Origin of the sequence: Methylomonas sp. MK1, assembly GCF_000365425.1 — a bacterium.
Lineage (GTDB): Bacteria > Pseudomonadota > Gammaproteobacteria > Methylococcales > Methylomonadaceae > Methylomonas.
Genome location: NZ_AQOV01000003.1, coordinates 15,738 through 37,697, shown reverse-complemented (window position 1 = coordinate 37,697; position 21,960 = coordinate 15,738). Strand labels below are relative to the sequence as shown.

General features: G+C 51.0%; 21 protein-coding genes. 8 read left to right on the top strand and 13 right to left on the bottom strand.

Features of this window, described 5'->3' with window-relative positions; translation table 11 throughout:
- Nucleotides 1-203: 203 nt before the first annotated feature.
- The 5 genes from G006_RS26440 to G006_RS0124045 are packed head-to-tail and all read right to left on the bottom strand — an operon-like array spanning nt 204 to nt 4,632.
- A complete protein-coding gene (locus tag G006_RS26440) occupies nt 204-728 on the bottom strand; it encodes a DUF6527 family protein (protein WP_020485782.1) in 525 nt (174 codons plus the stop codon).
- Nucleotides 725-2,254 (bottom strand): hypothetical protein, encoded by a 1,530-nt coding sequence (locus G006_RS0124060; protein ID WP_152429039.1) that lies wholly within the window; start codon nt 2,252-2,254, stop codon nt 725-727. Before G006_RS0124060 ends, G006_RS26440 begins: the two co-directional genes overlap by 4 nt.
- A 13-nt stretch (nt 2,255-2,267) precedes the next feature.
- Nucleotides 2,268-3,584 carry a HesA/MoeB/ThiF family protein gene (locus tag G006_RS0124055; RefSeq protein WP_020485780.1) on the bottom strand — a complete coding sequence of 439 codons (1,317 nt, stop codon included), beginning with the start codon at nt 3,582-3,584 and terminating at the stop codon, nt 2,268-2,270.
- Nucleotides 3,581-3,967: an E2/UBC family protein gene (locus G006_RS0124050; RefSeq protein WP_020485779.1), complete on the bottom strand. Its 387-nt coding sequence runs from the start codon at nt 3,965-3,967 to the stop codon at nt 3,581-3,583. The genes G006_RS0124055 and G006_RS0124050 overlap by 4 nt, the downstream gene beginning before the upstream one ends.
- On the bottom strand, nt 3,964-4,632 hold the full coding sequence (locus G006_RS0124045; protein WP_020485778.1) for a multiubiquitin domain-containing protein: 669 nt from the start codon (nt 4,630-4,632) through the stop codon (nt 3,964-3,966). Before G006_RS0124045 ends, G006_RS0124050 begins: the two co-directional genes overlap by 4 nt.
- Nucleotides 4,633-4,830: 198 nt before the next feature.
- On the opposite strand from G006_RS0124045, the gene G006_RS0124040 reads away from it, so the two are divergent.
- Nucleotides 4,831-5,754 carry a WYL domain-containing protein gene (locus G006_RS0124040; RefSeq protein ID WP_020485777.1) on the top strand — a complete coding sequence of 308 codons (924 nt, stop codon included), beginning with the start codon at nt 4,831-4,833 and terminating at the stop codon, nt 5,752-5,754.
- A gap of 139 nt (nt 5,755-5,893) precedes the next feature.
- Here G006_RS0124040 and G006_RS0124035 read toward each other — a convergent pair whose 3' ends face one another.
- From G006_RS0124035 to G006_RS0124005, 7 genes are all read right to left on the bottom strand, one after another.
- Nucleotides 5,894-9,028: a type I restriction endonuclease subunit R gene (locus G006_RS0124035; RefSeq protein WP_020485776.1), complete on the bottom strand. Its 3,135-nt coding sequence runs from the start codon at nt 9,026-9,028 to the stop codon at nt 5,894-5,896.
- Between the two features lie 43 nt (nt 9,029-9,071).
- On the bottom strand, nt 9,072-10,220 hold the full coding sequence (locus tag G006_RS0124030) for a Fic family protein (RefSeq protein WP_020485775.1): 1,149 nt from the start codon (nt 10,218-10,220) through the stop codon (nt 9,072-9,074).
- Between the two features lie 101 nt (nt 10,221-10,321).
- Nucleotides 10,322-11,695: a restriction endonuclease subunit S gene (locus G006_RS0124025; protein WP_020485774.1), complete on the bottom strand. Its 1,374-nt coding sequence runs from the start codon at nt 11,693-11,695 to the stop codon at nt 10,322-10,324.
- A complete protein-coding gene (locus G006_RS0124020) occupies nt 11,692-12,756 on the bottom strand; it encodes a PDDEXK nuclease domain-containing protein (RefSeq protein WP_026147274.1) in 1,065 nt (354 codons plus the stop codon). Before G006_RS0124020 ends, G006_RS0124025 begins: the two co-directional genes overlap by 4 nt.
- Nucleotides 12,746-14,299 (bottom strand): class I SAM-dependent DNA methyltransferase, encoded by a 1,554-nt coding sequence (locus G006_RS0124015; protein WP_020485772.1) that lies wholly within the window; start codon nt 14,297-14,299, stop codon nt 12,746-12,748. Before G006_RS0124015 ends, G006_RS0124020 begins: the two co-directional genes overlap by 11 nt.
- A 61-nt stretch (nt 14,300-14,360) precedes the next feature.
- Nucleotides 14,361-14,591 carry a WGR domain-containing protein gene (locus G006_RS0124010; RefSeq protein ID WP_020485771.1) on the bottom strand — a complete coding sequence of 77 codons (231 nt, stop codon included), beginning with the start codon at nt 14,589-14,591 and terminating at the stop codon, nt 14,361-14,363.
- A 3-nt stretch (nt 14,592-14,594) separates the two neighbouring features.
- Nucleotides 14,595-15,215, bottom strand: coding sequence for a recombinase family protein (locus G006_RS0124005; protein ID WP_020485770.1), 621 nt, complete (start codon nt 15,213-15,215; stop codon nt 14,595-14,597).
- 228 nt (nt 15,216-15,443) lie between these two features.
- On the opposite strand from G006_RS0124005, the gene G006_RS0124000 reads away from it, so the two are divergent.
- The 4 genes from G006_RS0124000 to G006_RS28530 all read left to right on the top strand — a co-directional run bounded on the left by G006_RS0124000 (nt 15,444) and on the right by G006_RS28530 (nt 18,846).
- Complete coding sequence (locus tag G006_RS0124000) at nt 15,444-17,087, top strand: Mu transposase C-terminal domain-containing protein (protein WP_020485769.1); 1,644 nt, start codon at nt 15,444-15,446, stop codon at nt 17,085-17,087.
- Between the two features lie 38 nt (nt 17,088-17,125).
- A complete protein-coding gene (locus G006_RS0123995; protein ID WP_235048920.1) occupies nt 17,126-17,983 on the top strand; it encodes a TniB family NTP-binding protein in 858 nt (285 codons plus the stop codon).
- Nucleotides 17,984-18,340, top strand: a complete 357-nt coding sequence (locus G006_RS29565) for a TniQ family protein (RefSeq protein WP_020485767.1) — start codon at nt 17,984-17,986, stop codon at nt 18,338-18,340. It abuts the gene before it with no gap.
- A gap of 269 nt (nt 18,341-18,609) precedes the next feature.
- On the top strand, nt 18,610-18,846 hold the full coding sequence (locus G006_RS28530) for a hypothetical protein (protein ID WP_152429037.1): 237 nt from the start codon (nt 18,610-18,612) through the stop codon (nt 18,844-18,846).
- Between the two features lie 225 nt (nt 18,847-19,071).
- Here the strand turns inward: G006_RS28530 and G006_RS0123985 are convergent, their stop codons facing one another.
- Nucleotides 19,072-19,947 carry a LysR family transcriptional regulator gene (locus tag G006_RS0123985; RefSeq protein ID WP_020485766.1) on the bottom strand — a complete coding sequence of 292 codons (876 nt, stop codon included), beginning with the start codon at nt 19,945-19,947 and terminating at the stop codon, nt 19,072-19,074.
- A gap of 115 nt (nt 19,948-20,062) precedes the next feature.
- Here G006_RS0123985 and G006_RS0123980 point away from each other — a divergent pair, with 115 nt between their 5' ends.
- From G006_RS0123980 to G006_RS0123970, 3 genes are read left to right on the top strand one after another with little or no spacing between them, the layout of a single operon-like run.
- Nucleotides 20,063-20,389 carry an EthD family reductase gene (locus G006_RS0123980; RefSeq protein WP_020485765.1) on the top strand — a complete coding sequence of 109 codons (327 nt, stop codon included), beginning with the start codon at nt 20,063-20,065 and terminating at the stop codon, nt 20,387-20,389.
- A gap of 44 nt (nt 20,390-20,433) precedes the next feature.
- Nucleotides 20,434-21,021 carry a hypothetical protein gene (locus G006_RS0123975; protein WP_020485764.1) on the top strand — a complete coding sequence of 196 codons (588 nt, stop codon included), beginning with the start codon at nt 20,434-20,436 and terminating at the stop codon, nt 21,019-21,021.
- A gap of 34 nt (nt 21,022-21,055) precedes the next feature.
- Entirely contained in the window at nt 21,056-21,940 is an 885-nt protein-coding gene (locus G006_RS0123970; protein WP_020485763.1) for an alpha/beta hydrolase family esterase, read from the top strand.
- The last annotated feature ends 20 nt before the right edge of the window (nt 21,941-21,960 follow it).

Sequence of the window (21,960 nt, the reverse complement as noted above, 5' to 3'; positions counted from 1 at the left end):
AACAGTTGCAGGGGCATCAATCCGAATTTTTACAAGTTGGGACGTGTACAACGTGAATAAAGAAGAATTTTTTGCTGGAATCGACATATCCAAGAGCCATTTTGATTTAGGTTTTAACCCGTCAGGACAATTCCGGGTACAGCCGACATATGTGTAAAAATGGGACTTAGCGACTAAGAGCTAAAATTTCAATGAGCGCAAAACTAAGACAGCTTGAAGAACCCTTGCAGCTTATCTCTTCCCTCAACTAAGGCGTTAACTCTTCGCGCCAGTTGAGAGCATGCCCAGTTCACATCCCACGGCACTTCATCCAGTTTTTCTGCTATCTCGGTATAGTGTTGCCACTCTTTTGTACAAACTGACAACACTTTTTTGCGTAATTCGATATCGTCTTCCACAACGACCCCACTATCATCCCAATACTTGTCACACCAGACAATAACATGGTTCCAAATAACGAAATGGCTACAGCAGCCATTATCGCGCCATACTGAGGGAAATACGGAAATCTGGTTGCGTTTTCGATAAAATCGCCAAGCTTTGTCTGTTCGAGGGTCAAGGTTGATCGTGAGAGTTTCACCGCAGCCATCTGGACAACGAATGACAAATGATCTGTGTACTCCCCGAGTTACAAGAACGAAATCGCCAGGCTGTTCCATCAAGGTATCGGCATCTCGACGGTGAGATACTGTTCCTCTGTCGCGAATCCTCTTGACTCTGTTTTTCATGTCGATTTTCTTCTTTCGGCTTCAATTTGGCTGATTAACTTAGCTCCAATATCCAGAGCAATAACGCGGCGCCCTCTATCGGTTTTGGATAGCGATGGAAACTTGCACAAACGCCACATAGCGATTACTAAGGCAATCGCATATTCATGTTTATCGCTCTGCTCATAAATACCGAAGGCTCGCACGCGTCTCAGGCAACCAAAAAGCCAAAAGTAATCGTCCTGTTTAGGTTTTGGATTCGGCTTAGGAGGGTTCAAAATAGCATTAAGGTCATAGAATCGTCGAATAGCATTTTCCCATTCTGGTTGATTGAATTGATCTTTCCTATTTTCATCATCTGTACAGGTAAAAACCAATGCCACCTCAAGCATCGCTACGTCGAAACAAATAGGTGCCCCCTTTCCATATTCATCTGTACCCTTTACCGCGCCAAGATCAATCAGAATTGCATCGTCTCCGCGCACACGGATATTGTCACCATGCAGATCACCGTGAATAGTGGCTGCGCGATGTTCAAATGAAATGTCTACTAAAGTCGCCCATAACGTATTGACATCAATTGCGGCATCTTCAATTAGTACTGATTCCAAATATTCATTTTCAATTATATCGGGATAAATGATTTCGAGGCGCTTGGCCGCCAATGCGAGTGATTCTATAGATGGTGGAGTACACTGCCAAGCGCGATCACGCCAGAGTTGAAGTGTGCGGTTGAATAAATTTGAAATCGCCGCTTCTGCACGACCAGCTCTTGCGGCTTCAAGCATAGATTCTGATTTTTCTACGAAATCGGCTACGTAAACAGATTTTGAAAATCCTTCAATATACACCTCCAAATTTGGCCGCAACTCAAAAGGCACAAAAGGAGATACTTCTTTCATGGCCTTGATCTCATTGGCAAGATTATTGCTTTCACCAATTTTTACCAATCGAGGCTGTGTCCAATGAGCTATAGAGCTCACTCTCATTTTTTCATATGCCAAAAATACGCGAGAAGGAGTGAAACCCGATTTCAGTTCACGAATATGTAATTCTTCGGCTTTCTGAAATGCGCGACAAACTAATAATTTTTCATCCTGTTTTAATTCTTCAGAAAGGTCGAGTTTCTCAATTTTTATATTTTTCCACGGTTGGACGCGTTGATACGAAACAATGTTGTCGAAATTTATCCCTTTCAGATCGGTTAAGAATCTTATTTCTTCATCCCAGGTAAAATTCGGATGAAGTCGTTTTAAATCCTCTTTGAGGGTAGACCATCTCCCGCGATCAGATAAAATAAGAATAAGAAGTCCATGATTTATGAACAACGGTAGCTGTTTATAAGTATCGTAATGTATGTTGCTATCATCCACCTCCCCACTGTGGTTGAAGACCACAATTGACGCTGAGCTAAGTAATGGATTAAGTAGTTGAATATTGATATTAGCTACGTCGGGATTTTCTGATAACTCAAATCCACGCATATCCAATTTATAAATGGTGCCAGGTAAGGGGGGGTCGCCATACCACAGAATTATTCCAGGCATTTTCATACTCTCCTTATTGCAAAAAGCTCAAAGGCCGTGAGTCCCCAGAGCCTATTACACCCAATGATCCACAGATAGGGCAGTCTGGATTAGTTTCGGTACGGAGTACGCGCACATTCCCCGTCAACGCATCATAGGACTGCCATCTGGCGTGAGCAGGGATGCCTGTGAAAGCGGCTAGGAACATTGATACAGCCAAAGAAACCATCGTACTATTGATTGAAATTACGGCAGGTTGGTTAACGCCAACTCCATTGTTAAAGTAGGGATCAGATGCACGTTGTTCGGGGGTCATCAATTCTTCACGGATGACCTGGGCATTGAGTGCATTACTGCATAGGAGGCATGGTAGGCCTGGAGCTAACATCTGGGTGCGCCCCGTAACCGCGTGAACGTGACTATCCTTTATTGTGATTGATACGCCGACATCGAACGCGGGAATAAGATACTGAAATGCAAATTCGGATAAAAATGCTCTACTGACATGAGAATCAGTACACATAAAAATGCAGTCAGCCATACACATCAACTGCCTTGCGCTTTCTGTAAGGACAGATTCGGCGTGAATATGAACGCTAGCCAATGGGTTAACTCGACGAATAAGGTCTGCCGCCACATCAACCTTCAATTTTCCAATGGACTCAAACTGCGTACCAACCACACGATTCAAATTGGTTTCCTCTACAGTATCGGGATCAATAAGAATAAAATTTCCAACGCCAAGGTGCACTAATTGTTGTATGGCAATCGACCCCGTTCCGCCGAGACCAACGATTACAACTGACAAGTCTCGTAAAATACTTTGACCGTGTTTACCGAAGGCCTGAATTTGTCGGTCATAGCGCTCGTCATTTTTGCTTTCTGAATTCTTCCCTTCTGGAAAAGTAATTACCGAGCCAATTTGCCGTATAGAAATGTATTCATTAGTTCCAAACCATCTTGCCTTCAATTTTCCTTCGCAAAGTATCATTGAGAACACCTTCCCTTCGGAGATGCGTCTTTGCATGAATCCGGCAAGCCCTTGTTCGGTAATGTTATCTACCGATGAAAATTCTGAAGCTCCCTTGGGGTGAGTATGCAGCAGCGCTAGGTGTTGCTTACGTTCTCTAGCGCGCCTTGTTACACGGGTTAGGAACTGCGGCGCAAACGTGATTTCGATTTCGGTAGCAGAAAGTACGTCTGCTTCATTCGCTATTTCTATCTCTTGTACCAGATAGCGATTACTTACGGCGTCATAACGCAAATATAACGCTGCTCCTCGCTCTGTATCAGCTTGAAGCGAGGTTAGTATGGCGTTAATTGTTGGTGCACCGATAGCAATCTCAGTCATTTCAACTCCTCAAATCTGCTTCTGATAATCTTCACGTAGGTTAATAGATCGCAGGTCGCAGCATTCCAAGCTCCATTAGCGATGTGCCAAGAAAACCAAAGTGTTTGCGCATTCGGTTGACTTGGTACAACTTGACCGATTTGCGTATTTTGGGGCATTTGTCCCTGTTCTAACCTTAAAGAATAATCAGCCCAAAAACAGTCGGGAGCTGCATATGGGTATCCATTAGGAATGACAAAACGAATATGAGTTTCGTTGGCTGACCAGCCTTTTGGCAGTGTTATTCGTGGAATAATTACAAGATAACACCCATTCTCATAAGTCATTGTTGAGCCAGGAAAAGCCGTGACGATGGCTGTAAACTGCTCCTGAACAGACTTCATAACATTCCAAAAGTCGCAGGTGGAACGATAGCGAAATGCGCAGGAGTCTCGCGCCCTTTAAATACCACCACTGTCGTCGGGTGAATCACCTCGTCTGGTTCGGCTTCATCCCCTTCCAATACTAGAGAGTTGGCGGGGTCCCAGTCTGGAATTTTCGCCATAATCTGAGCACCAGTGAGCTCTGGTTGGTCGGTGCAGTATTCGACAGCATCTACGAAATAGTGATATTCGACTTCTGCTTTAGTACGAGTTTTTAGGTGTTCGATACCTTTATCGTGTAGATTAAAGTGACCATGTAGGCCAAGTACTTCGTTCTCCTCGTCAATGCGCACCCATATGAGATCGTCATTGTCCGATACATTTCCAAGGTGGCGTATCTCTTTAATATCAATTTTTGGGCTTCCCCACCAAATTGAATGTCCATTGACCGTTAACTCAAAAATAGTGCCAGTCGCGAAGGCAAAAAATTCTTCGGATAAAGTCAGATCAAGAACGTCATCCGACGAAACTACGCTAGTTCCATGCTCAGTGCGTTTGATCAATACAAAATCTTCCGCTGGTTCGAAACCAGCATCGGCTAATACCTGAGCCGATGTGGGAGTCTTATCATCGGTGCTAGCAGTTTTGCCGTTAATTTGGTAGGGATAGCCCTGTTCAGTTGTCATTTGCGTCTCCTCTTGTGAGAAATTTAGCGTTAATGAGCATTCTTACATCATAGGGTGAAGCAGTTTGACCCATTGATGCGGGTGCTTAATTTACTGTGGAGTGAAAGCTATTAATTTTTTATTCGCCACATTAGTACAATTTCATTATACAATAAAGAAAGTTAATGCGTATAGTTTTTTTACTGACAAGGGGTGAAAATGGAGCAATCAATACAAAAAAAGCGCTGGGGAGTGGAGCGACGCCTTGAATTTATTGAGTTTGTTTCTTATTGGGAAGGCACAATCAATCGATCTCATATAATGGAGCGCTTCGGCGTATCTGCGCCACAGGCATCTAGTGACTTAACGGCTTATCAACAACTTGCCCCAAAAAATCTGCGGTATGACCTAAGCTCCAAGCGATACATTTCGACAGATGAGTTCGAATGTAAGCTTATCAAGCCAGATGCTGATCGTTATCTTAAACAACTGACTGCGCTATCCACTGAATCGGTTGAACCAGAAGATACTTGGTTAAATAGCACTCCGGCAGCTGAAGTTATTCCGATTCCGACGCGTAAAGTCGAACCAATTATCCTGTTCGGAATTCTTAAAGCTATTAGATTGAGAAGATCCATTGAGATTGAATATCAGTCGTTAAACCCAACTACGTCTGATATTCTATGGCGTCGCGTCACTCCACATGCTTTTGCTTCTGATGGATTTCGTTGGCATATGAGGGCATATTGTCATAGAGACAATAGATTCAAGGACTTTCTCCTTTCCCGATGCAGCGGCACGAGAGGAGAGGCAGAGCCAGGACTAGGTGTGGAAGCTGATGAGAAATGGCGTACCTATTTCGAGGTTAAGCTTGCACCTAATCCGCGACTCTCTACTTCTCAAAAAAAGGCAATTGAGCATGACTATGCAATGCAAAACGGCCAAGCTGTACTACCTGTTCGTTATGCACTACTGTACTATTTCGATAAACGCCTAAGATATGACTTATTGCCTCAACATTCAACGAATTCTCAGGGTGACCCAAGGGAGATACCTATCGTTATAGCAAATCAAGCTGAATACGCAGCGGCGTTGGCGACTGTAGGCGTTCAATTTCGCACTAACCCTGACAAAACAGCCTAAACTACTTTTATGAGGGCTTTACACCGGAACTTGATATAAGTTCGGCAATGTTGGGTCTATATAGGGATGGCTATTATCTGGCACCCAGCCAATCAAATAATTATTGTAGTGGGGTTCGGGCTTAGAACCCCAATTAGCCCTACATCCATGCTTCACCTAACGCCTGAGCCTGCAGTAAGACCAGCTCAATCGCAGCCTCCTGTTGGTCTGGCGGATATTTGTACTTACGAAGGATACGTTTCACCATCAAGCGTAGCTTGGCCCTAACGCTTTCCCGTTGCGACCAATCCACCGTAATGTTCTGGCGAAGATTCTCTGTAAGCTCATGGGCGATAAGCTTCAGGGTTTCATCGGTCAGTTCGCGGACAGCCGATTCATTGTCGGCCAGGGCATCGTAAAAGCGGATTTCATCTTCACTCAACCCCAGAGACTCCCCTCGTCCGGCGGCTTCCCTAAACTTCTTAGCCATCTGAATCAGCTCTTCAATGACCTGTGCGGTTTCAATGGCTCGGTTTTGATAACGCTTGATCACGTTGACCAACAGCTCGGAGAACTTTTTCTCCTGTACCACGTTGCCGGCAAAGCGGGATTTGATTTCGCCTTCCAACAGCCGTTCCAGCAACTCCACAGCCAGATTGCGTTCCGGCAAATTACGCACATCAGCTAGGAAGTCGTCATCCAGAATACCAATGTTGGGCTTGTCCAGGCCAACGGCTTCGAAGATGTCCACCACATCTTCCGAGACCACGGCGGAATTGATGATTTGCCGGATCGCCAGATCACGTTCCTCGTCGCTGCGTTTTTTCCGGCTGATGTCGGGCTTGGTCAGAATGACTTTCACCGCCTGAAAAAACGCCACTTCCTCCCGTACCGCCTTGGCTTCATCCAGCGTACAGCACAAGGTAAAGGCCTTGCTCATAGCTAGCGCGGTATCGGCAAACCGCTTCTTGCCGTCTTTCTGGCCCAAAACATGGTTGGCTGCTCCGGCCAGTCGCTTGTGACCGGTGCTTAAAAAGTCGCTGTAGTCATAGCCGTGCAGCATGCCCCGCAGAATATCGAGCTTTTCCTCCAGCACGGCATAGGCTTCGGCGGCATCGACGGTGGGGCGACCACGGCCTTGGCTGGCGGTGTAGTCCTTCAACGCCGACTTCAATTCGTTGGCGATGCCGATGTAATCCACCACCAGCCCGCCTTGCTTGTCCTTGAAAACCCGATTGACGCGGGCGATGGCTTGCATCAGGTTGTGGCCCTTCATCGGTTTATCGACATACAGCGTATGCACACACGGCGCATCAAACCCAGTCAGCCACATATCCCGCACGATCACCAAACGCAACGGATCTGCTGGGTCTTTAAAGCGCTTTTCAAGGCGCTTTTTCTGCTGTTTGCTGTAGATATGCGGACGCAGCAAAGCCTTGTCACTGGCGGAGCCGGTCATCACGATCTTGATGGCGCCTTGCTCCGGATCGTCGTTATGCCAGTCCGGCCGCAGCTTGATTATCTCGTTATACAGATGCACACAGATTTCCCGGCTCATCGCCACCACCATGGCCTTGCCGTCCTGTGCCTTGTTGCGTTCCTCGAAATGGGCGACCAAGTCCGCCGCTACACTGGCGATACGCGGCTCGGCACCGACCACCTTTTCCAGCGCAGCCCAACGGCTTTTCAAATTGGCTTTTTGATCGTCTTCCTCGTCCTCGGCCAATTCGTCGACTTCATCATCAATCTGCGGCAATTGTTCCGGCTTCAATGCCAGTTTGGCCAGCCGCGATTCAAAGTAAATCGCCACGGTCGCGCCGTCTTCCTTGGCTTGCTGCATGTCGTAAACATGGATGTATTCGCCAAACACCGCTCGGGTGTCTCGATCTTCCAACGATACCGGCGTGCCGGTAAAGGCCACGAAGGTGGCGTTGGGTAAGGCGTCGCGTAAATGCTGGGCATAGCCGACTTGATAGACGGCACTAGGTTCGGCGGCCATGGCCAGGGTGTCATCGTTGGCGCTGGGTTTGGGGGATTTGACCGTCTTGAGTTTGGCCTCAAAACCATACTGGGTGCGGTGTGCCTCGTCGGCAATCACCACAATATTGCTCCGGTCTGACAGCACAGGAAAACTGTCTTCATCGGCACCGGGCATGAATTTCTGGATGGTGGCGAAGACGATGCCACCGGAGGGCCGGTTAGCCAGTTTTGCGCGCAAGTCCTGACGGGTTTCGGCTTGCACCGGCTGTTCACGTAATAAATCCTGCCCCAGCGAGAACACCCCGAACAACTGGCCGTCCAGGTCGTTGCGGTCGGTAATCACCACGATGGTGGGGTTTTCCATCGCCGCTTCCTGCATCACTCGCGCGGCAAAACAGGTCATGGTGATACTCTTGCCGCTGCCTTGGGTGTGCCAGACCACACCGCCTTTATGATTGCCATCCGGTCGGGAGGCAGTCACCACGTGTTGAATGGCGGCCCGTACCGCATGGTATTGATGATAGCCGGCGACTTTCTTGACCAAGCCGCCGTCATCCTCGAACAGGACGAAAAAACGCAAGTAATCGAGCAAAGTCGCCGGGTTCAATAAACCGTGTATCAGCGTTTCCAGTTCGTTGAATTGGCCTAACGGATCCAGCGCCACGCCGTCGATGGTGCGCCACTGCATGAAACGTTCGGCATCGCTGGACAACGAACCCAGCCGCGCTTCGCTGCCATCGGAAATCACCAGCACCTCGTTGTACTGGAACACGTCCGGGATTTGTTCCTTGTAGGTTTGAATCTGATCGAAAGCTTTCCAGATGTCAGCTTTCTCATCGGCCGGATTTTTCAGCTCTAACAACACCATCGGCAGGCCGTTAATGAATAAGATGATGTCAGGTCGGCGCGAGTGTTTAGGTCCCTTGATGGCAAACTGGTTGATCGCCAACCATTCATTATTGGAAGGTTCGGCAAAGTCGATCAATCGCACTCTATCACCTCGGGTATCACCGTCCTTCTGATACTCCACCGGCACGCCATTGACCAACAAACGATGAAAGTGGCGATTGGCGGCTAACAGCCCCGGAACTTCAAGGTTCAACACCTGCTGCAAAGCATCTTCCCGTGCTACCAACGGAATCGCCGGGTTTAAGCGGGCAATCGCCGAGCGTAAGCGTTCGACCAACAGCACTTGCAGATAGCTTCCACGTTCTGGACTTTCACCGTCCGGAGCTAGGTTGGGGCCGTACAGCGTAGAGTATCCAACCTCAGCCAGCCAGCCGAGTGCTTCCTGTTCCAGTTGGTCTTCGGTCATGGCCTGTCTCCGATAGGCTAGTGGTGTGTGGTGCTAGTTTTCATCAGCGCGTCAGCAACTCGATGTAAGCTTGGTAACTGTAGCTGCGGTTTTTTTTCTGTCCGGTAAATTCCACCACGATTCCCAACTCCTCCAGGACTTTGACCGCCGCCGTGGCGGTTGGGAAGGTGGTGTTGAGTTTCTGACGCACCTGCTCGATGCTGAAGCGCGGCATCATCGGCAGCAGCTCAAACAAGCGATAGCTGGCCGGGCCGATTTTCGCCGCACCCAGCAGACGCCGCCGGTCCGTCGCTACTAGGCTGGCTATCGCCACAATGCTACGTTCGGCATCGGTAGCCGCTACTGCCACCGCTTCCAAAAAGAAAGACACCCAGCCCTCCCAGTCGCCATCGGTGCGGATGGCCGACAAGCGCCGGTAATACTCGCTTTGGTATTGTTTCAAGTAGCCGCTGAGATACATCAAGGGTTCCGGCAATAAGCCCCAATGCTCCATCAACGCCGCGATCAGCAAGCGGCCAATCCGGCCATTGCCATCCAGAAACGGGTGGATGGTTTCAAATTGAGCATGGACCAAAGCAATCTTCACCAACGGCGGCAAATCATCCGGCTGGCTGGCGTGAATGAAGCGTTCCACATCGGCCAACAAATCCGCCACCCGTTCCGCCGGTGGCGGTACAAACGCCGCATTACCGGGCCTGGTGCCGCCTATCCAGTTTTGCGAACGGCGCAACTCGCCGGGTTGTTTTCCCGCGCCTCTCGCCCCATTCAATAGCAAGTGGTGAGCATTGCACAACAAGCGGACGCTGATCGGCAAGCCATCGGCGGCGCGTAAATTGTCCTGCACCAGGCGGAAGGCGCGTAGGTAATTGGTGACCTCCTCCACATCGTCGGTGTTGCTGACGGCAAAGCCGGCTTCCTCATCGAACAAGTCGGTCAGCGTCGCTTGCGTGCCCTCGATCTGCGAGGTCAGCAACGCCTCTTTGCGGATCGCGCTGTAAAGCAACCAGTCCACCGATGGCACCAGTCCGGAAACCCCCGACAACCGGGCCAAGGCCAGCTCGGCGGCATGGTTCAGCGTGGAATAACTCTCAACGGCCAAAACTGGATCGTTGGGCGGTAACGGATGCGGGACAAACGCCCGCACCGGCTCGCCCAAAGTCGTGGAAGTGAAGTAATCGCCGGTGCTGCGCATGGTATGCAAATCTTCTTTAATAGAGAGTTGCCATATTAAAGCATTCTTTAATATTCGGCGCGAGTATCAAAGAAAACTTGAATAAGCGCAGGGTCGACATCTCAGACAGACTCCAGCATGGCTTCGGCTTCCGGCAGGCGGAGCTGGCCGGAAATTAGGCGGGGTAACAAGGTGTCGCGGAGGGTGGCGAGATTCCGCATTTGATCAACGTTTGTTTGCCGTCTTGACGTAATAGCATCTGCAATAACTGCAAATGCACGAATTACCATTATTGGTGGGCAAACAAATCTAAACGAACCTATACCATCTTTCGCAAGATGAAGGACTGTCGTGCCAGAAGTGTGCGCTAGCGTGTGAGATTGAAACGCATCGGTTTTGAATAGTCCGTAGAGAAACTGTCTATCACTAAGGGCAGCGTTAGGCCGAACAATTCCCACATCCAGCGAAGCAACAAGTGTTTTATACTCATCTACACCTATAACAATCGCAGGTTTTCCAATCAGCTCGGCAGCTTGAGTAACGTCTGTGTATGCGACGATCAGGTCTCCCGGCAAAACAACCTGATTCGGTTTGTAATTGCCGATGTAGGGCTTGAACCCATCGAGTCGAAAGCCTCCGCCACGCTCAAACGATTTCAGAGTTACCAGAGCAGTATCGCGGTTTTCAATGAGGTCTTTGCTGGAATATGACTTGCCTTTTACGATTTCAGCCACGTCACCAATTGGAACAGCCCGCCACCCCCTTGGCATCAATCCCAATTCCGATTCATCAAAACTATCGGGAAACAGCGCGGCGGTGGCTTCGTCCATTCCTTCTGGGGTGCGGCCTTGTTGCTTGGCGTGGACGGGATCGAAATCGACAAACCACGATTTGAACAGCGCCTGGGCAATGGCTTCGAGCGTGGCATTGGTTTCGCGCAGGAGGGAGATGCGGTCATCGAGTGCACCGACTGTTTCTGCTATTGCCTCCTGCGTGCTAATTGGTGGCAGAGTGATCGGAAGCTTTCGTTGCGCAGTTATTCCCAGATATGCCCTTGTTGAGCCAGATCCCGCCCATGCCGCCAAAGTTTCTTGAAATGGCTGCGAGTCAAAGTAATACTTGAGGAAACGGTTGTTCAGCAGTGTTGGTTTGAGGACACGGTAATAGGTAACTTGTGGCGTCAGCACCAAATACGGATAGCCCATATCCCCGACAAGCGCAGTTCGACCTATCGTCGCCTTGTGGGAAAGCAATACATCACCAGATTTGGAAAAGCCTTTACGCAAGCTTGATGCCTGCTTCTGGGAAATGAAGGCGCAGTTCGTGGTATCGACACGACCATCGTGCATATCTGAGGCCATAATGAATGGGATACCAGATGGCACAAAATCTGAAGCCTTGGGATGAATCGCACCGTGGTTGCCATCAAGGGGTGGGGCCAGAATCCCGCTTGCCACCAGTTCTTCGACCGTACATGTATGGGATTCAGAACTCATACCCCAGCCCCCTCATCATCCATCTCGCCCCATCCCTTTAGCCGTTCGGCAATTTGTTCCGGGCTGGGCAGGTCGTTGCGGTAGTCTGCCGGGAGTTGCGGGGTGACGGTGTAAGTCGCAATACCCAACGGGTGGTTGGTGGTGCGTAGCGCATATTCGACCACGGTTCTGGTTTTGCTGCGGCAAATAACGATGCCAATGGCGGGGTTTTCGCCGTCCAACCGGTGGTGCTGGTCGAGCTGATCGAGGTAGAACTCAATCTGGCCTTTGTGTTCGGGTTTGAATTCGCCAATTTTCAGTTCAATAGCGACCAGACAACGCAGGCGGCGGTGGAAGAGCAGCAGGTCAATGAAGTAGTCCTTACCATCTGCCTCCAGCCGGTACTGGTTGCCGACAAAGGCAAAATTGCCGCCCATTTCGTCAAGGAAGCGGCGCAGGTTGCGGACCAGTGCTTCTTCCAGTTCGCGCTCGGAATGCTTGTCGGCCAGCCCGAGAAAATCGAAGGTGTAGTGATCTTTGACCGCCAGCATGGCTTGCGCCTTGACGCTTTCCGGTACGGCGGCGTCAAAGTTGGTTTGCCCACTGAGATATTGCCGGTAACTTTGGTTGTCGAGCTGGTGTTGCAGCACCTTGGTTGTCCAGCCGAAACGGGCAGTGGCGCGCAGGTAAAACTCGCGTTCCAGATCCTCCTTGCAGCGGGCCATGATCAGCAGATTTTTTGCCCAGCTGATTTCTCCTATCAGTGATTGGAGAATTGGCTTGTCCTTGTATTCGCCGTAAAACTGGCGCATCGCCCACAAGTTCTGGACGGAAAACCCGTTGCGCCCCGGAAACTCTGCTTGCAAGTCGGCAGCCAGATTTTCGACAACCGACTTGCCCCAGCCTTGTTCAGACTGACGGCGGCTGATGTTTTCGCCCAACCACCAGTACAGAGCCAACAGTTCCTTGTTGACTGCCCGGAGAGCCTGATGTTGGCACTGGCGGATTTGCTTTTTGATATCGACGAGAAAGTCGCCATAACCCGCTGGCCTTGCTGGCATCACAAGACGATCAGAACTCATACCCCAGCCCTCCCAGCTTCAGCCGGATCAACTGATCGAGCTCCGCGCCTTTCGCCATCTGCTCGCCCAGCTTCTCGGTGAGCTTTTGCATCTTGTCGGCAAAGGCTTCGTCGTCATCTTCGACTTCCTCGGCACCGACATAGCGGCCGGGTGTGAGTACGTGGCCGTGTTCGGCGATGTCGGTCAGTTTGACGCTGCGGCAGTAGCCGGGAATATCTTGATAGTCGGTTGCCCCGTCTTCACCACGCCACGCTGCCACCGTCCCGGCAATGCGTTCGATAACTTCATCAGTCAATTCCGCCTGCACCCGGCTGATCATACTGCCCAGCTTGCGGGCATCGATGAATAACACTTCGCCTTGGCGGCTAACTTTTTGTTTAGACAGGAACCACAAGCAGGCTGGGATCTGGGTGTTAAAGAACAACTGACCGGGTAAGGCGATCATTACTTCCACTACGTCGGCATCGACCATCGCGCGGCGTATGTCGCCTTCGCTGTTCTGGCTGGAACTCATCGAGCCGTTGGCCAGCACGATACCGGCGCGGCCGTTGGGCTTAAGCTGGTAGAGCATGTGCTGCAGCCAGGCATAGTTGGCGTTGCCTTGCGGCGGCGTGCCGTACACCCAGCGCGGGTCGCCTTCCAGACTGCCGTGCCACCAGTCGCTGATGTTGAACGGCGGATTGGCCAGGATGAAATCGGCGCGTAAATCCGGATGTTGGTTTCGGGTGAAGGTGTCTGAAGGTTCGCGGCCCAGATTGAAGTCAATACCGCGTATCGCCAGATTCATCGCCGCCAAGCGCCAGGTGGTGGGGTTGGATTCCTGGCCGTAGATCGATACATCGCCAAGCTTGCCGCCGTGGGCTTCGATGAACTTTTCCGATTGCACAAACATACCGCCGGAACCGCAGCAAGGGTCGTAAACCTTGCCATGATGCGGGGCCAACACGGCGACCAGGGTCTTAACAATGCTGGCCGGGGTATAGAACTGGCCGCCTTTCTTGCCCTCGGCGCTGGCGAACTGGCCGAGGAAGTATTCATACACCTGCCCCAACACATCGCGGGCTTGACCGGGATCGTCGCCAAAGCCGATGGTGGACACCAAGTCGACCAGTTCACCCAGCTTGCCGTCCGGCAGTTGAGCGCGGGCGTAGCGTTTATCCAGGATGCCTTTCAGTTTGGGGTTTTCGGTTTCGATAATCGCCAGGGCGTCGTCGATGCGTTTGCCGATGTCGGCTTGCTTGGCGGCTGCACGGATGGCTTCCCAGCGGGCTGTTTCCGGCACCCAGAACACATTGACCTCTTTATAGTAGTCGCGGTCTTCCAGTTCATCGGCCAACATGTCGTCGTCGCATTCATGCAGGAAATACTCGTCGCTTTCGTCGGTAAAGCGGCGGGTGAGTTCGGCACGGCGGGCAGCGAAGGTATCTGAGATGTATTTGACGAAGATCAGGCCGAGCACCAAATGTTTGTATTCGGCGGCGTCCATGTTGGCCCGCAGCTTATCGGCGGCGGCCCAGAGTGTCCTTTTAATGTCGTCCAGCATGATTTTTAAGTGTACTAGGTAAAAAGCCTCTGATTATGTAACGAAATCAGCCCCCATTGCGTTATTTTAAACGATACCCCTTTTTAATTTTCTTGCTGCTGATTTTTTGGCTGGCCGATTCCGCTTCTTGTTCCGTGGTAAACCACTCCTTTCTGACGGTACCGGGTGAACCAACCCTACCCCATTCCTTTATCAGCGACCAATCGTCAAACAAGCCAGGTGTCACAAACATCTGATAAAAACGATGCATGTTGTTTTCGGTATCGTGCCTTTCCAGATATAGATGATTCATCAGTTACTCTCCAGAAGAGTGGATCGTATTGTCGACTTCTTGTGATTTCAACGCAGCTTCCCTAATCCGCATAATGGTTTGCCGGGTGGTTTTGAATTCCCGAGCCAACTCCGAAACGTTGCTGCCAGCGGCCAAGCGTTTGACAACGTCAGCACGGGCTTCGGCATTAAGTGCCGGCGGCCGTCCGAACTGTTTACCCGCCGCCTTCGCGCGACTAATGCCGGCTTGGGTTCGCTCAATTAACAGGTCACGCTCAAATTCAGCGACCGCTGCAATGACCTGCATAGTCATCTTGCCGGCAGAACTTGTTAGATCAACCCCGCCTAACGCCAGACAATGGACCCGCACCCCAAAATCCGAAAGGTGCTCGACCGTGGCTCTGACATCCATGGCGTTGCGACCGAGTCGATCCAGTTTGGTCACCACCAACACATCGCCCGCTTCCAGCCGTTCGATCAGTTTATTAAAACCTGGTCGTTCTTTAGCCGCGACTGAACCACTGATACTTTCTTCAATCAAACGATGTGGCTGAATGGCAAAACCAGCAGATTGAATTTCCCGGCTTTGATTTTGGGTAGTCTGGTCCGTGGTCGACACTCGACAGTAGGCAAAGACGCGTGACATGCGCTAATTCCGTCCGAAAGGGATGTACGAATTATAACACATGTACGAAATCCGTTTTGACTACTTGTGACTTTCCGAAGCCGTTGTCAGCAGTCATTAGCAAAGCTCGCGTATTACCTTGCTATCCACAAACTAAAATGTCATAGTCGATGACAGCAGCCATCTAACCCGATGTCAGTAAGCTGCAAATTGTTAAAGTCGACGTCAGCACGTCGCAAAGGGGGCACTATGACTGACCTTTCTCAGATTGCAGAATGCGAATGGAATGAAGCGTATCGCCGTGCTGTCGTCTTGCGTCCGTTGTTTGAAATCCAGTATTGTTCTCGCGAGAAAGCGCATGAAGCCGCCGTTGAATTGGGGTTATCCGAAAGGCAGGTGTACCGGCTAATTCAACGGTTACGCGAGTCCGGCGGCGAACTCACTGCGCTATTGCCGGGTGGCTCCAATGGTGGGCGAGGTAAACAGCGACTTGCCGCACCTCGCGAAAATTTGCTCCGTGGCCTGATAGCCGAAATTTTTCTTACGCGGCAAAAACGGTCAGCAGCCGAACTCGTGTTTGCAATCCGGAATCAATGCTTAAAAGCTGGATTAGCGCCGCCTTCTGAGAGTACTATCCGCCGCCGCTTGAAAACCTTATCTCCGGCTGAACACTGTCAACGCGGCGAGCCCCATCCTGAAATCAAGCCGATTTACGGCATCACGCCAACCTCTGATATTCCCCTTGACTGGCTACAAATAGACCATACGCCAGTCGATCTGATTATCGTCGATCCAGTGGATCGTTCACCGATTGGCCGACCATGGCTAACGGTGGCCATTGACGTTTTTAGTCGCTGCATTGCCGGGTTCCATCTATCGCTTGAGGCGCCCTCGGCCACCAGTGTTGGCCTTTGTCTGGCCCTGGTAGCCAGTGATAAGGCGCCGTGGTTACAACAGCGGGACATTGAAGCAAGCTGGCCCGTCAACGGTAAGCCGCGTCGTATCGGCGTCGATAACGCCTCAGAATTTCATTCGCTAGCATTTGAACGGGGCTGTGCTCAGCATGGCATTGCCATCGAATGGCGACCACCTGGCCTGCCTCATTACGGCGGAGTCGTCGAGCGCGTTATTGGCACGTTGATGCAGCTAGTTCATGCTTTGCCCGGTACAACCTTTTCAAATCCAACCCAACGCGGTGGCTATGATAGTGACAAGACGGCCTGTCTAACACTTGAGGAACTTGAACGCTGGTTTGCCGTCGCGATTACCAAGTATTACCACCTGCGGCCGCACGAAGGTATGGATGACGATATTCCCTTGCATCGCTACCAGCAAGGTCTCCAGTCGCTTATTGCCGCCAACAAAACGATACCAATACCACGTGACCCACGCACCTTCCTGATCGACTTCCTGCCAGTAGTGCGCCGCTCTTTACAACGGGACGGTATTACGATTGATCACATTACTTACTACAGCAATGCGCTACGTCCATGGATACAGTTGCGCAATCAGCCAACTCCTTTGCTGATTCGCCGCGATCCCCGCGATTTGTCACGAATTTTCGTGCTTGATGAAGAGCATAATGTCTACCTGGAAGTACCGTATCGCATGTTGTCTCGACCGGCTATCAGCCTATGGGAGCACAAACTAGCGCGAAAACGTCTGCGTGAACAGCGACGCACTGCGGTCGACGAAGCCAGTTTGTTCGCCGCCATTGATGAAATGCGTGAGATTGAGCGTAAGGCCGAGACGCTTACGCGCACAGCCCGCCGCAACCGGACGCGCCGCCAATTGGGTTCGAAGCTAGAGAGGGAGTCATCTCAAATTGAGAATACCACGTCGACAGTTGATATTGGTCCAGTACGCCCGTTTGATGACATCGAAGCATGGTAAGCCTTAGCCATTTAGGTCCAGAAGCGCGCTCACTGGCCATGTTACCCAGTGCAGAGCGTCTAGCTCGCCTTCGAATCGAGCGATGGATCGGCTACACCTGTGCCCACCAAGCATTGTTACAACTTGAAGCGTTACTTTCCGACGAGCCTGGCAAACTGCGTCCGAAAAACATCCTTATAGTAGGCCCAAGCAACAACGGCAAAACCATGATTGCCGAAAAGTTTCATCGCGCGCATCCCCAGCGGATGTCAGAGGACGGTGAACACGAGGTCATTCCGGTCCTCATGCTACAAATGCCAGCCGAGGCAACCGCTAACCGACTACACACCGCATTGCAGGCTACACTGGGTACGCCAGTTGGCTTTTATGGTCGGCACGACGTGCGTGAGGCCTTGACATTACGACTGATGCGAACCGTCGGCGTCCGCATGCTGATAATTGACGAGGTACACAATTTACTCGGCGCAACGGCTAGGCGGCAACGCGAACTGTTGAATCTGCTCCGTTTTATTGGCAACGATCTGCGCATTCCTATCGTTTGCCTGGGTATCCGTGACGCTTATCTTGCGATTCGTAGCGACGACCAGCTTGAAAATCGGTTTCATCCTCTGTTACTACCACTCTGGGAGGCTGGCGAGGAATTAGCACGTCTGCTGGCCAGCTTCGAAACTGTTTTGCCCTTGCGTGAACCCTCACATTTAGCAACTGCACCGCTGTGCGAGCTGATTTTGCGGCGATCTGAAGGTACTATTGGTGAAATTACCGCACTCTTGAACAGTGCCACGGTAGCTGCGCTATTGCAGGGAGAAGAACGCATTAATTGCGCCGTCATTGAGCGCGCTGATTATCATCCTCCTAGCGTGCGTCGGCGCATGGTTGAGCGGGAATTGCGTTGAGTGCAAAAGCGCTGGCCGTTGCATCCGAAACCTCATGATGCCGAAACGTTAGAACACTATGTCCGCCGACTGGCTGAGTGTTACGGTGTTCGTTATGAACTCTTTTGCCTTCGCGCTCTTGGTATCCCTGTCGCCGATAGCCGAGCGAGACAATTTCAGGCTCCCACACCGGAACTACTCCAGCGACTATCCAATGGCACGGGAATTTCTGTTGAACTGCTTGAGCAGATGACTTGGCGGCGTGTTTGGGATCGACTTATGGACAAAGTGCGTCAATATGTAGAAACTGCTGAAGGCAAAGCTGCGTTAGAACTTGTCGCGAACAGGCGGTTGGTAGGAAATCCACCGCATAAATGAATAATCAGCATCATTCAACAATATCCGTGAGGCTGGCATGGCTAAAGACGTTCAAATGTCCATCAAGATGGAGCACGAATTACGCGACCGTTTCATGGTCATTGCAGCGGTTCACCGATGCCCAACCGCTCAGATCGCAGTTTCGGCCACTTGTTGACGGTCGAAGTTTTTGAAATCCCTCAATTGACTGGCTGATTATCCCGTCACTGCTGCCCGTGTTATATCGGGATAGTTAGCGACCATTTTAATTAATCCTGAACTTTAGAGAAGTGGCTATCGCTTCTCGAGATCGTGTCTATGATGATTGGGTAACTTGTGGGATTGTTGAAAGGGTAACTATTGACGATGCCAAATTGCTTTGGCAGAAAACGCCAGAAGAAAGAAAAAACGAGATTCTCTGGGAAGTGCCCGACACCCTTCGTGAACAAGTTGCAGGTATTCAGGAACCAGATTTTGCTGACTTTTTAGCAAGCCACTACCAGCATCCCAATTCGAAAAATTGTTGAAACTCGGCTGTAACTGTTTTTCAAAGTAATCCGATAGTATTTTGGGCTTTGTGTCTAAGCTCCCCCGGCTTGTTAATGAGTGACACCAGTGATTAAAACAGAGGTGGTGCCGGAGCGTGGGAACGATGATTAATCTGGGTTCGCCCGGCTAAGCGGCGGCGGTTTGGTTTGCGCGCAAATTAACACAATTGCTTAGCCAAGACGCGGATAAGCTAATCGCTCCCGTCAAAACCCAACTTTTAACTTTTCCAGCAACTGGTTTACTTCCGGATTTGTCGCCGCCGAGTCCTGGTAAACCGCAAAAATCGTGCGCCGAATTTCCGGATCGGATAAATACCGGGTTTTGAGCTTATCGCCCCGCTTCGGCACACTGAATTCCGGCATCAACGCCACGCCTAACCCGGCCCGCACCATGCTCAATATCCATTCCTCGCTGTTGCTTCTATAAGCCGCATAGAGATTGATCTGCCGGCCCAGGCAAACGCCGCGCAAGGTTTCGCGTAATTCGCAGTTTAGGCGATCCAGATAAGGCTCGGATTGGATGGTCGCCAAATCGATGACCTCCAATTGATTGAAGCGATGCTTGTCGTTAAAAACCACTACATAACGCTCCTCGTACAGCTTTAAGGACTGTAAATGCGCCGGCAGCGGCGAGGTCGGCGCACTGACCATCAAATCCAGCCTTCCCTCATCCAATTGCTGCGCCAGATTACACTCGTTATCCACCACCAGTTCCAATTCCACATGCGGCCGTTCTTGCTGGAAGTCGGCAAAGAACGTGCTGAGATGTTGCGCGGCAATAGTAGCCATCACGCCTATGCGCAGCGGCACGGTGTTCAAGCGGCTGAAGCGGACAGCCTCGGCCTTGATGGTTTGCGCCTCGTGAAAAATCTGCCTCAGGGTCGGCTCCACCAAACGCCCCAGCGATGTCAAACGACAGCCGCTGCGTTCGCGGCTGAATAACTCCCCGCCCAGTTCGTCCTCCAGCTTTTTAATTGCTTGCGTCAACGACGGCTGCGCAACAAAAGCCGATTGCGCGGCCCGCGTAAACGATCCCTTATCGCATACCGCCAGAAAATAGCGTATTTGTTGCATTTCCATATCTACCCCAATTGAATAGGAAAAACCTATTGTTTCATAGAAAACCGGTATTTTACTAATTGGAAAAATAGGCGTTTCATAGCATCTACTTTTTACAAAAACATTCGAGAAACCTATGAAAGCAGCAAAATTAATTGTGATGTACCCAGTACCGACCGATCTGGAAACCTTCGAACGCCGCTATGCCGACGAACACGTGCCGATGGCCGTGGAAAAGTTGGCTGGGAAGACCCGCTTCGTCGCCTCTCTGATCAAATCCAATGCCGACCAAAGCGCCGCGCAGTTTCATCGTATCGCCGAAGTGTACTTCCCATCGATTGGCGATTTACAAGCCTGCCTAAGTTCGCCCGGCGGCCAGGAAACGGCGGCGCATGCGGTGGATATTTCCAGCGGCGGCGCGCCGACGTTTTTGATTTCCGAAGTGGAAACCTTCGATTTCTAATTGCGTTGATCAGCTTAAGTTAAATGCTTTGCTGGAGGAAACCGATGAACACCGGACATAACCGTTATAAAAGCCAGGGCGCAAAGATAGCCTTGATCTTGGCGCTAACGTGCCTACCCTTGGGCAATATCCACGCTCATCGCGGCGCGGCCGAAGTGGTCGACAACTGCAATGCGCGAGTGGGCTTTGAACGCGTGCATCTTACGGCGTATACCCCGACATTGTCCGGCAACCTGGAATACTGCAACATCATTCCAGGCGTCGGCCCCACCAAGTTAGTGTTCGATTACGAGGGCAAAAGCCTGCGCCATGTCAGCGTCGAATTCGAGATCACCAAAGAGCCGGATGGTACTCGGGTGTTTTATCGAGAACCACAAAAAGTCAAAACCGGCACGGCGAACCTCTCGGTGGACTTTAGCCGTTATGGCGCCGGCAATTACTTGGCGCATATTGCTATCGTTGATAAGGATAAGCGCCTGGATACCCATATTCCGTTCTCCGTCGGGCTGGAGTCGGTGCCGGGTAAAAACTATACGCCGCTGCTGATAACGATAGCCAGCCTGTCTTTGCTGGCTTACGGCTTGTTCCGGGCCGCGTTAAAGCATACGCCCGAGCAAAATCCGGAAGCCTAAACCCAGCGCCGAACCCATCAAGGGAGCCATCAAAATGAATATTGCACAGTTAAAGTCCTATCTTCTTGAAAGCAATCGTTGGCAAAAAGTCTTGTTCGGATTGCCGGTAATAGCGCTGGCCGGCATGCTTTGGCTGGATCATAGCGGCGTTCCGGTGGAACTAGGGCAAACCGTTTACCGACCGGATATGCCGCGCGGCACTTGCCAGCCTGACCTATTGAGTGGCGATACCGGAGAAACGTACGGAGAAGAAACCGAAAACGGCATAAATTACAACGTCCGCACCCCTAAGAATTATGATGCATCGATAGCCCATCCTTTATTACTGGTATTTTCACCGGCGGGTGCGAATCGCGCCAAAACGGAGAAGATGACAGGATTCACCTTACCCGCAACCCGCTCCGGTTTTATCGTTGCTTATGCCGATCATCCCGAGCTTTCGCCGAGCACCACCGTGGAACTGGGTACGATCCCCCATGCGATGGCTAAAAAATGGTGTATCGATGAAAAACAGGTCTATGTAACCGGTCATTCCGATGGCGGCACCTCGGCAATGGCTTTAGCTTTTATGACCGGCACCCGGCACATTCCTACAGCAATCGCCCCCAGTGCCGCCGGCGTAACCTATGAGGACTTACGCGACCGCAAATGCCCGGAACCCTTGCCGGTTATGATTATACACAGCAGCAAGGACCGGCTGTTTCCGGGTTACGGACAGCAAACAGCCGGCTGGTGGGCGGCCTGTAACAAATGCGAGCCGATTCCCGATACGATCGGCAACGGTTGCGTGGCTTATTCCGGTTGCGCCAATGGCGTAAAAACCGTGTATTGCGAAGGCGACAAACCGCATGCGCAATGGCCGGAACAGCGTAGCGATGCCATCATCGATTTTTTCTTGCATCACCATACCAATATGTAACCGGCGGCTGCGAGACAATG

What these genes read in the sequence shown, in the direction of transcription:
- G006_RS0124000 (WP_020485769.1), top strand. Translation starts at nt 15,444, where the DNA reads ATGACTGACCTTTCTCAGATTGCAGAATGCGAATGGAATGAAGCGTAT.
- G006_RS0124060 (WP_152429039.1), bottom strand. Translation starts at nt 2,254, where the DNA reads ATGCCTGGAATAATTCTGTGGTATGGCGACCCCCCCTTACCTGGCACC.
- G006_RS0124045 (WP_020485778.1), bottom strand. Translation starts at nt 4,632, where the DNA reads ATGACAACTGAACAGGGCTATCCCTACCAAATTAACGGCAAAACTGCT.
- G006_RS0124035 (WP_020485776.1), bottom strand. Translation starts at nt 9,028, where the DNA reads ATGACCGAAGACCAACTGGAACAGGAAGCACTCGGCTGGCTGGCTGAG.
- G006_RS0123985 (WP_020485766.1), bottom strand. Translation starts at nt 19,947, where the DNA reads ATGGAAATGCAACAAATACGCTATTTTCTGGCGGTATGCGATAAGGGA.
- G006_RS0123975 (WP_020485764.1), top strand. Translation starts at nt 20,434, where the DNA reads ATGAACACCGGACATAACCGTTATAAAAGCCAGGGCGCAAAGATAGCC.
- G006_RS0124050 (WP_020485779.1), bottom strand. Translation starts at nt 3,967, where the DNA reads ATGAAGTCTGTTCAGGAGCAGTTTACAGCCATCGTCACGGCTTTTCCT.
- G006_RS0124040 (WP_020485777.1), top strand. Translation starts at nt 4,831, where the DNA reads ATGGAGCAATCAATACAAAAAAAGCGCTGGGGAGTGGAGCGACGCCTT.
- G006_RS0123970 (WP_020485763.1), top strand. Translation starts at nt 21,056, where the DNA reads ATGAATATTGCACAGTTAAAGTCCTATCTTCTTGAAAGCAATCGTTGG.
- G006_RS26440 (WP_020485782.1), bottom strand. Translation starts at nt 728, where the DNA reads ATGAAAAACAGAGTCAAGAGGATTCGCGACAGAGGAACAGTATCTCAC.
- G006_RS0124030 (WP_020485775.1), bottom strand. Translation starts at nt 10,220, where the DNA reads ATGCGCAGCACCGGCGATTACTTCACTTCCACGACTTTGGGCGAGCCG.
- G006_RS0124025 (WP_020485774.1), bottom strand. Translation starts at nt 11,695, where the DNA reads ATGAGTTCTGAATCCCATACATGTACGGTCGAAGAACTGGTGGCAAGC.
- G006_RS0124020 (WP_026147274.1), bottom strand. Translation starts at nt 12,756, where the DNA reads ATGAGTTCTGATCGTCTTGTGATGCCAGCAAGGCCAGCGGGTTATGGC.
- G006_RS0124015 (WP_020485772.1), bottom strand. Translation starts at nt 14,299, where the DNA reads ATGCTGGACGACATTAAAAGGACACTCTGGGCCGCCGCCGATAAGCTG.
- G006_RS0124005 (WP_020485770.1), bottom strand. Translation starts at nt 15,215, where the DNA reads ATGTCACGCGTCTTTGCCTACTGTCGAGTGTCGACCACGGACCAGACT.
- G006_RS0123995 (WP_235048920.1), top strand. Translation starts at nt 17,126, where the DNA reads ATGTTACCCAGTGCAGAGCGTCTAGCTCGCCTTCGAATCGAGCGATGG.
- G006_RS0124010 (WP_020485771.1), bottom strand. Translation starts at nt 14,591, where the DNA reads ATGAATCATCTATATCTGGAAAGGCACGATACCGAAAACAACATGCAT.
- G006_RS0124055 (WP_020485780.1), bottom strand. Translation starts at nt 3,584, where the DNA reads ATGACTGAGATTGCTATCGGTGCACCAACAATTAACGCCATACTAACC.
- G006_RS0123980 (WP_020485765.1), top strand. Translation starts at nt 20,063, where the DNA reads ATGAAAGCAGCAAAATTAATTGTGATGTACCCAGTACCGACCGATCTG.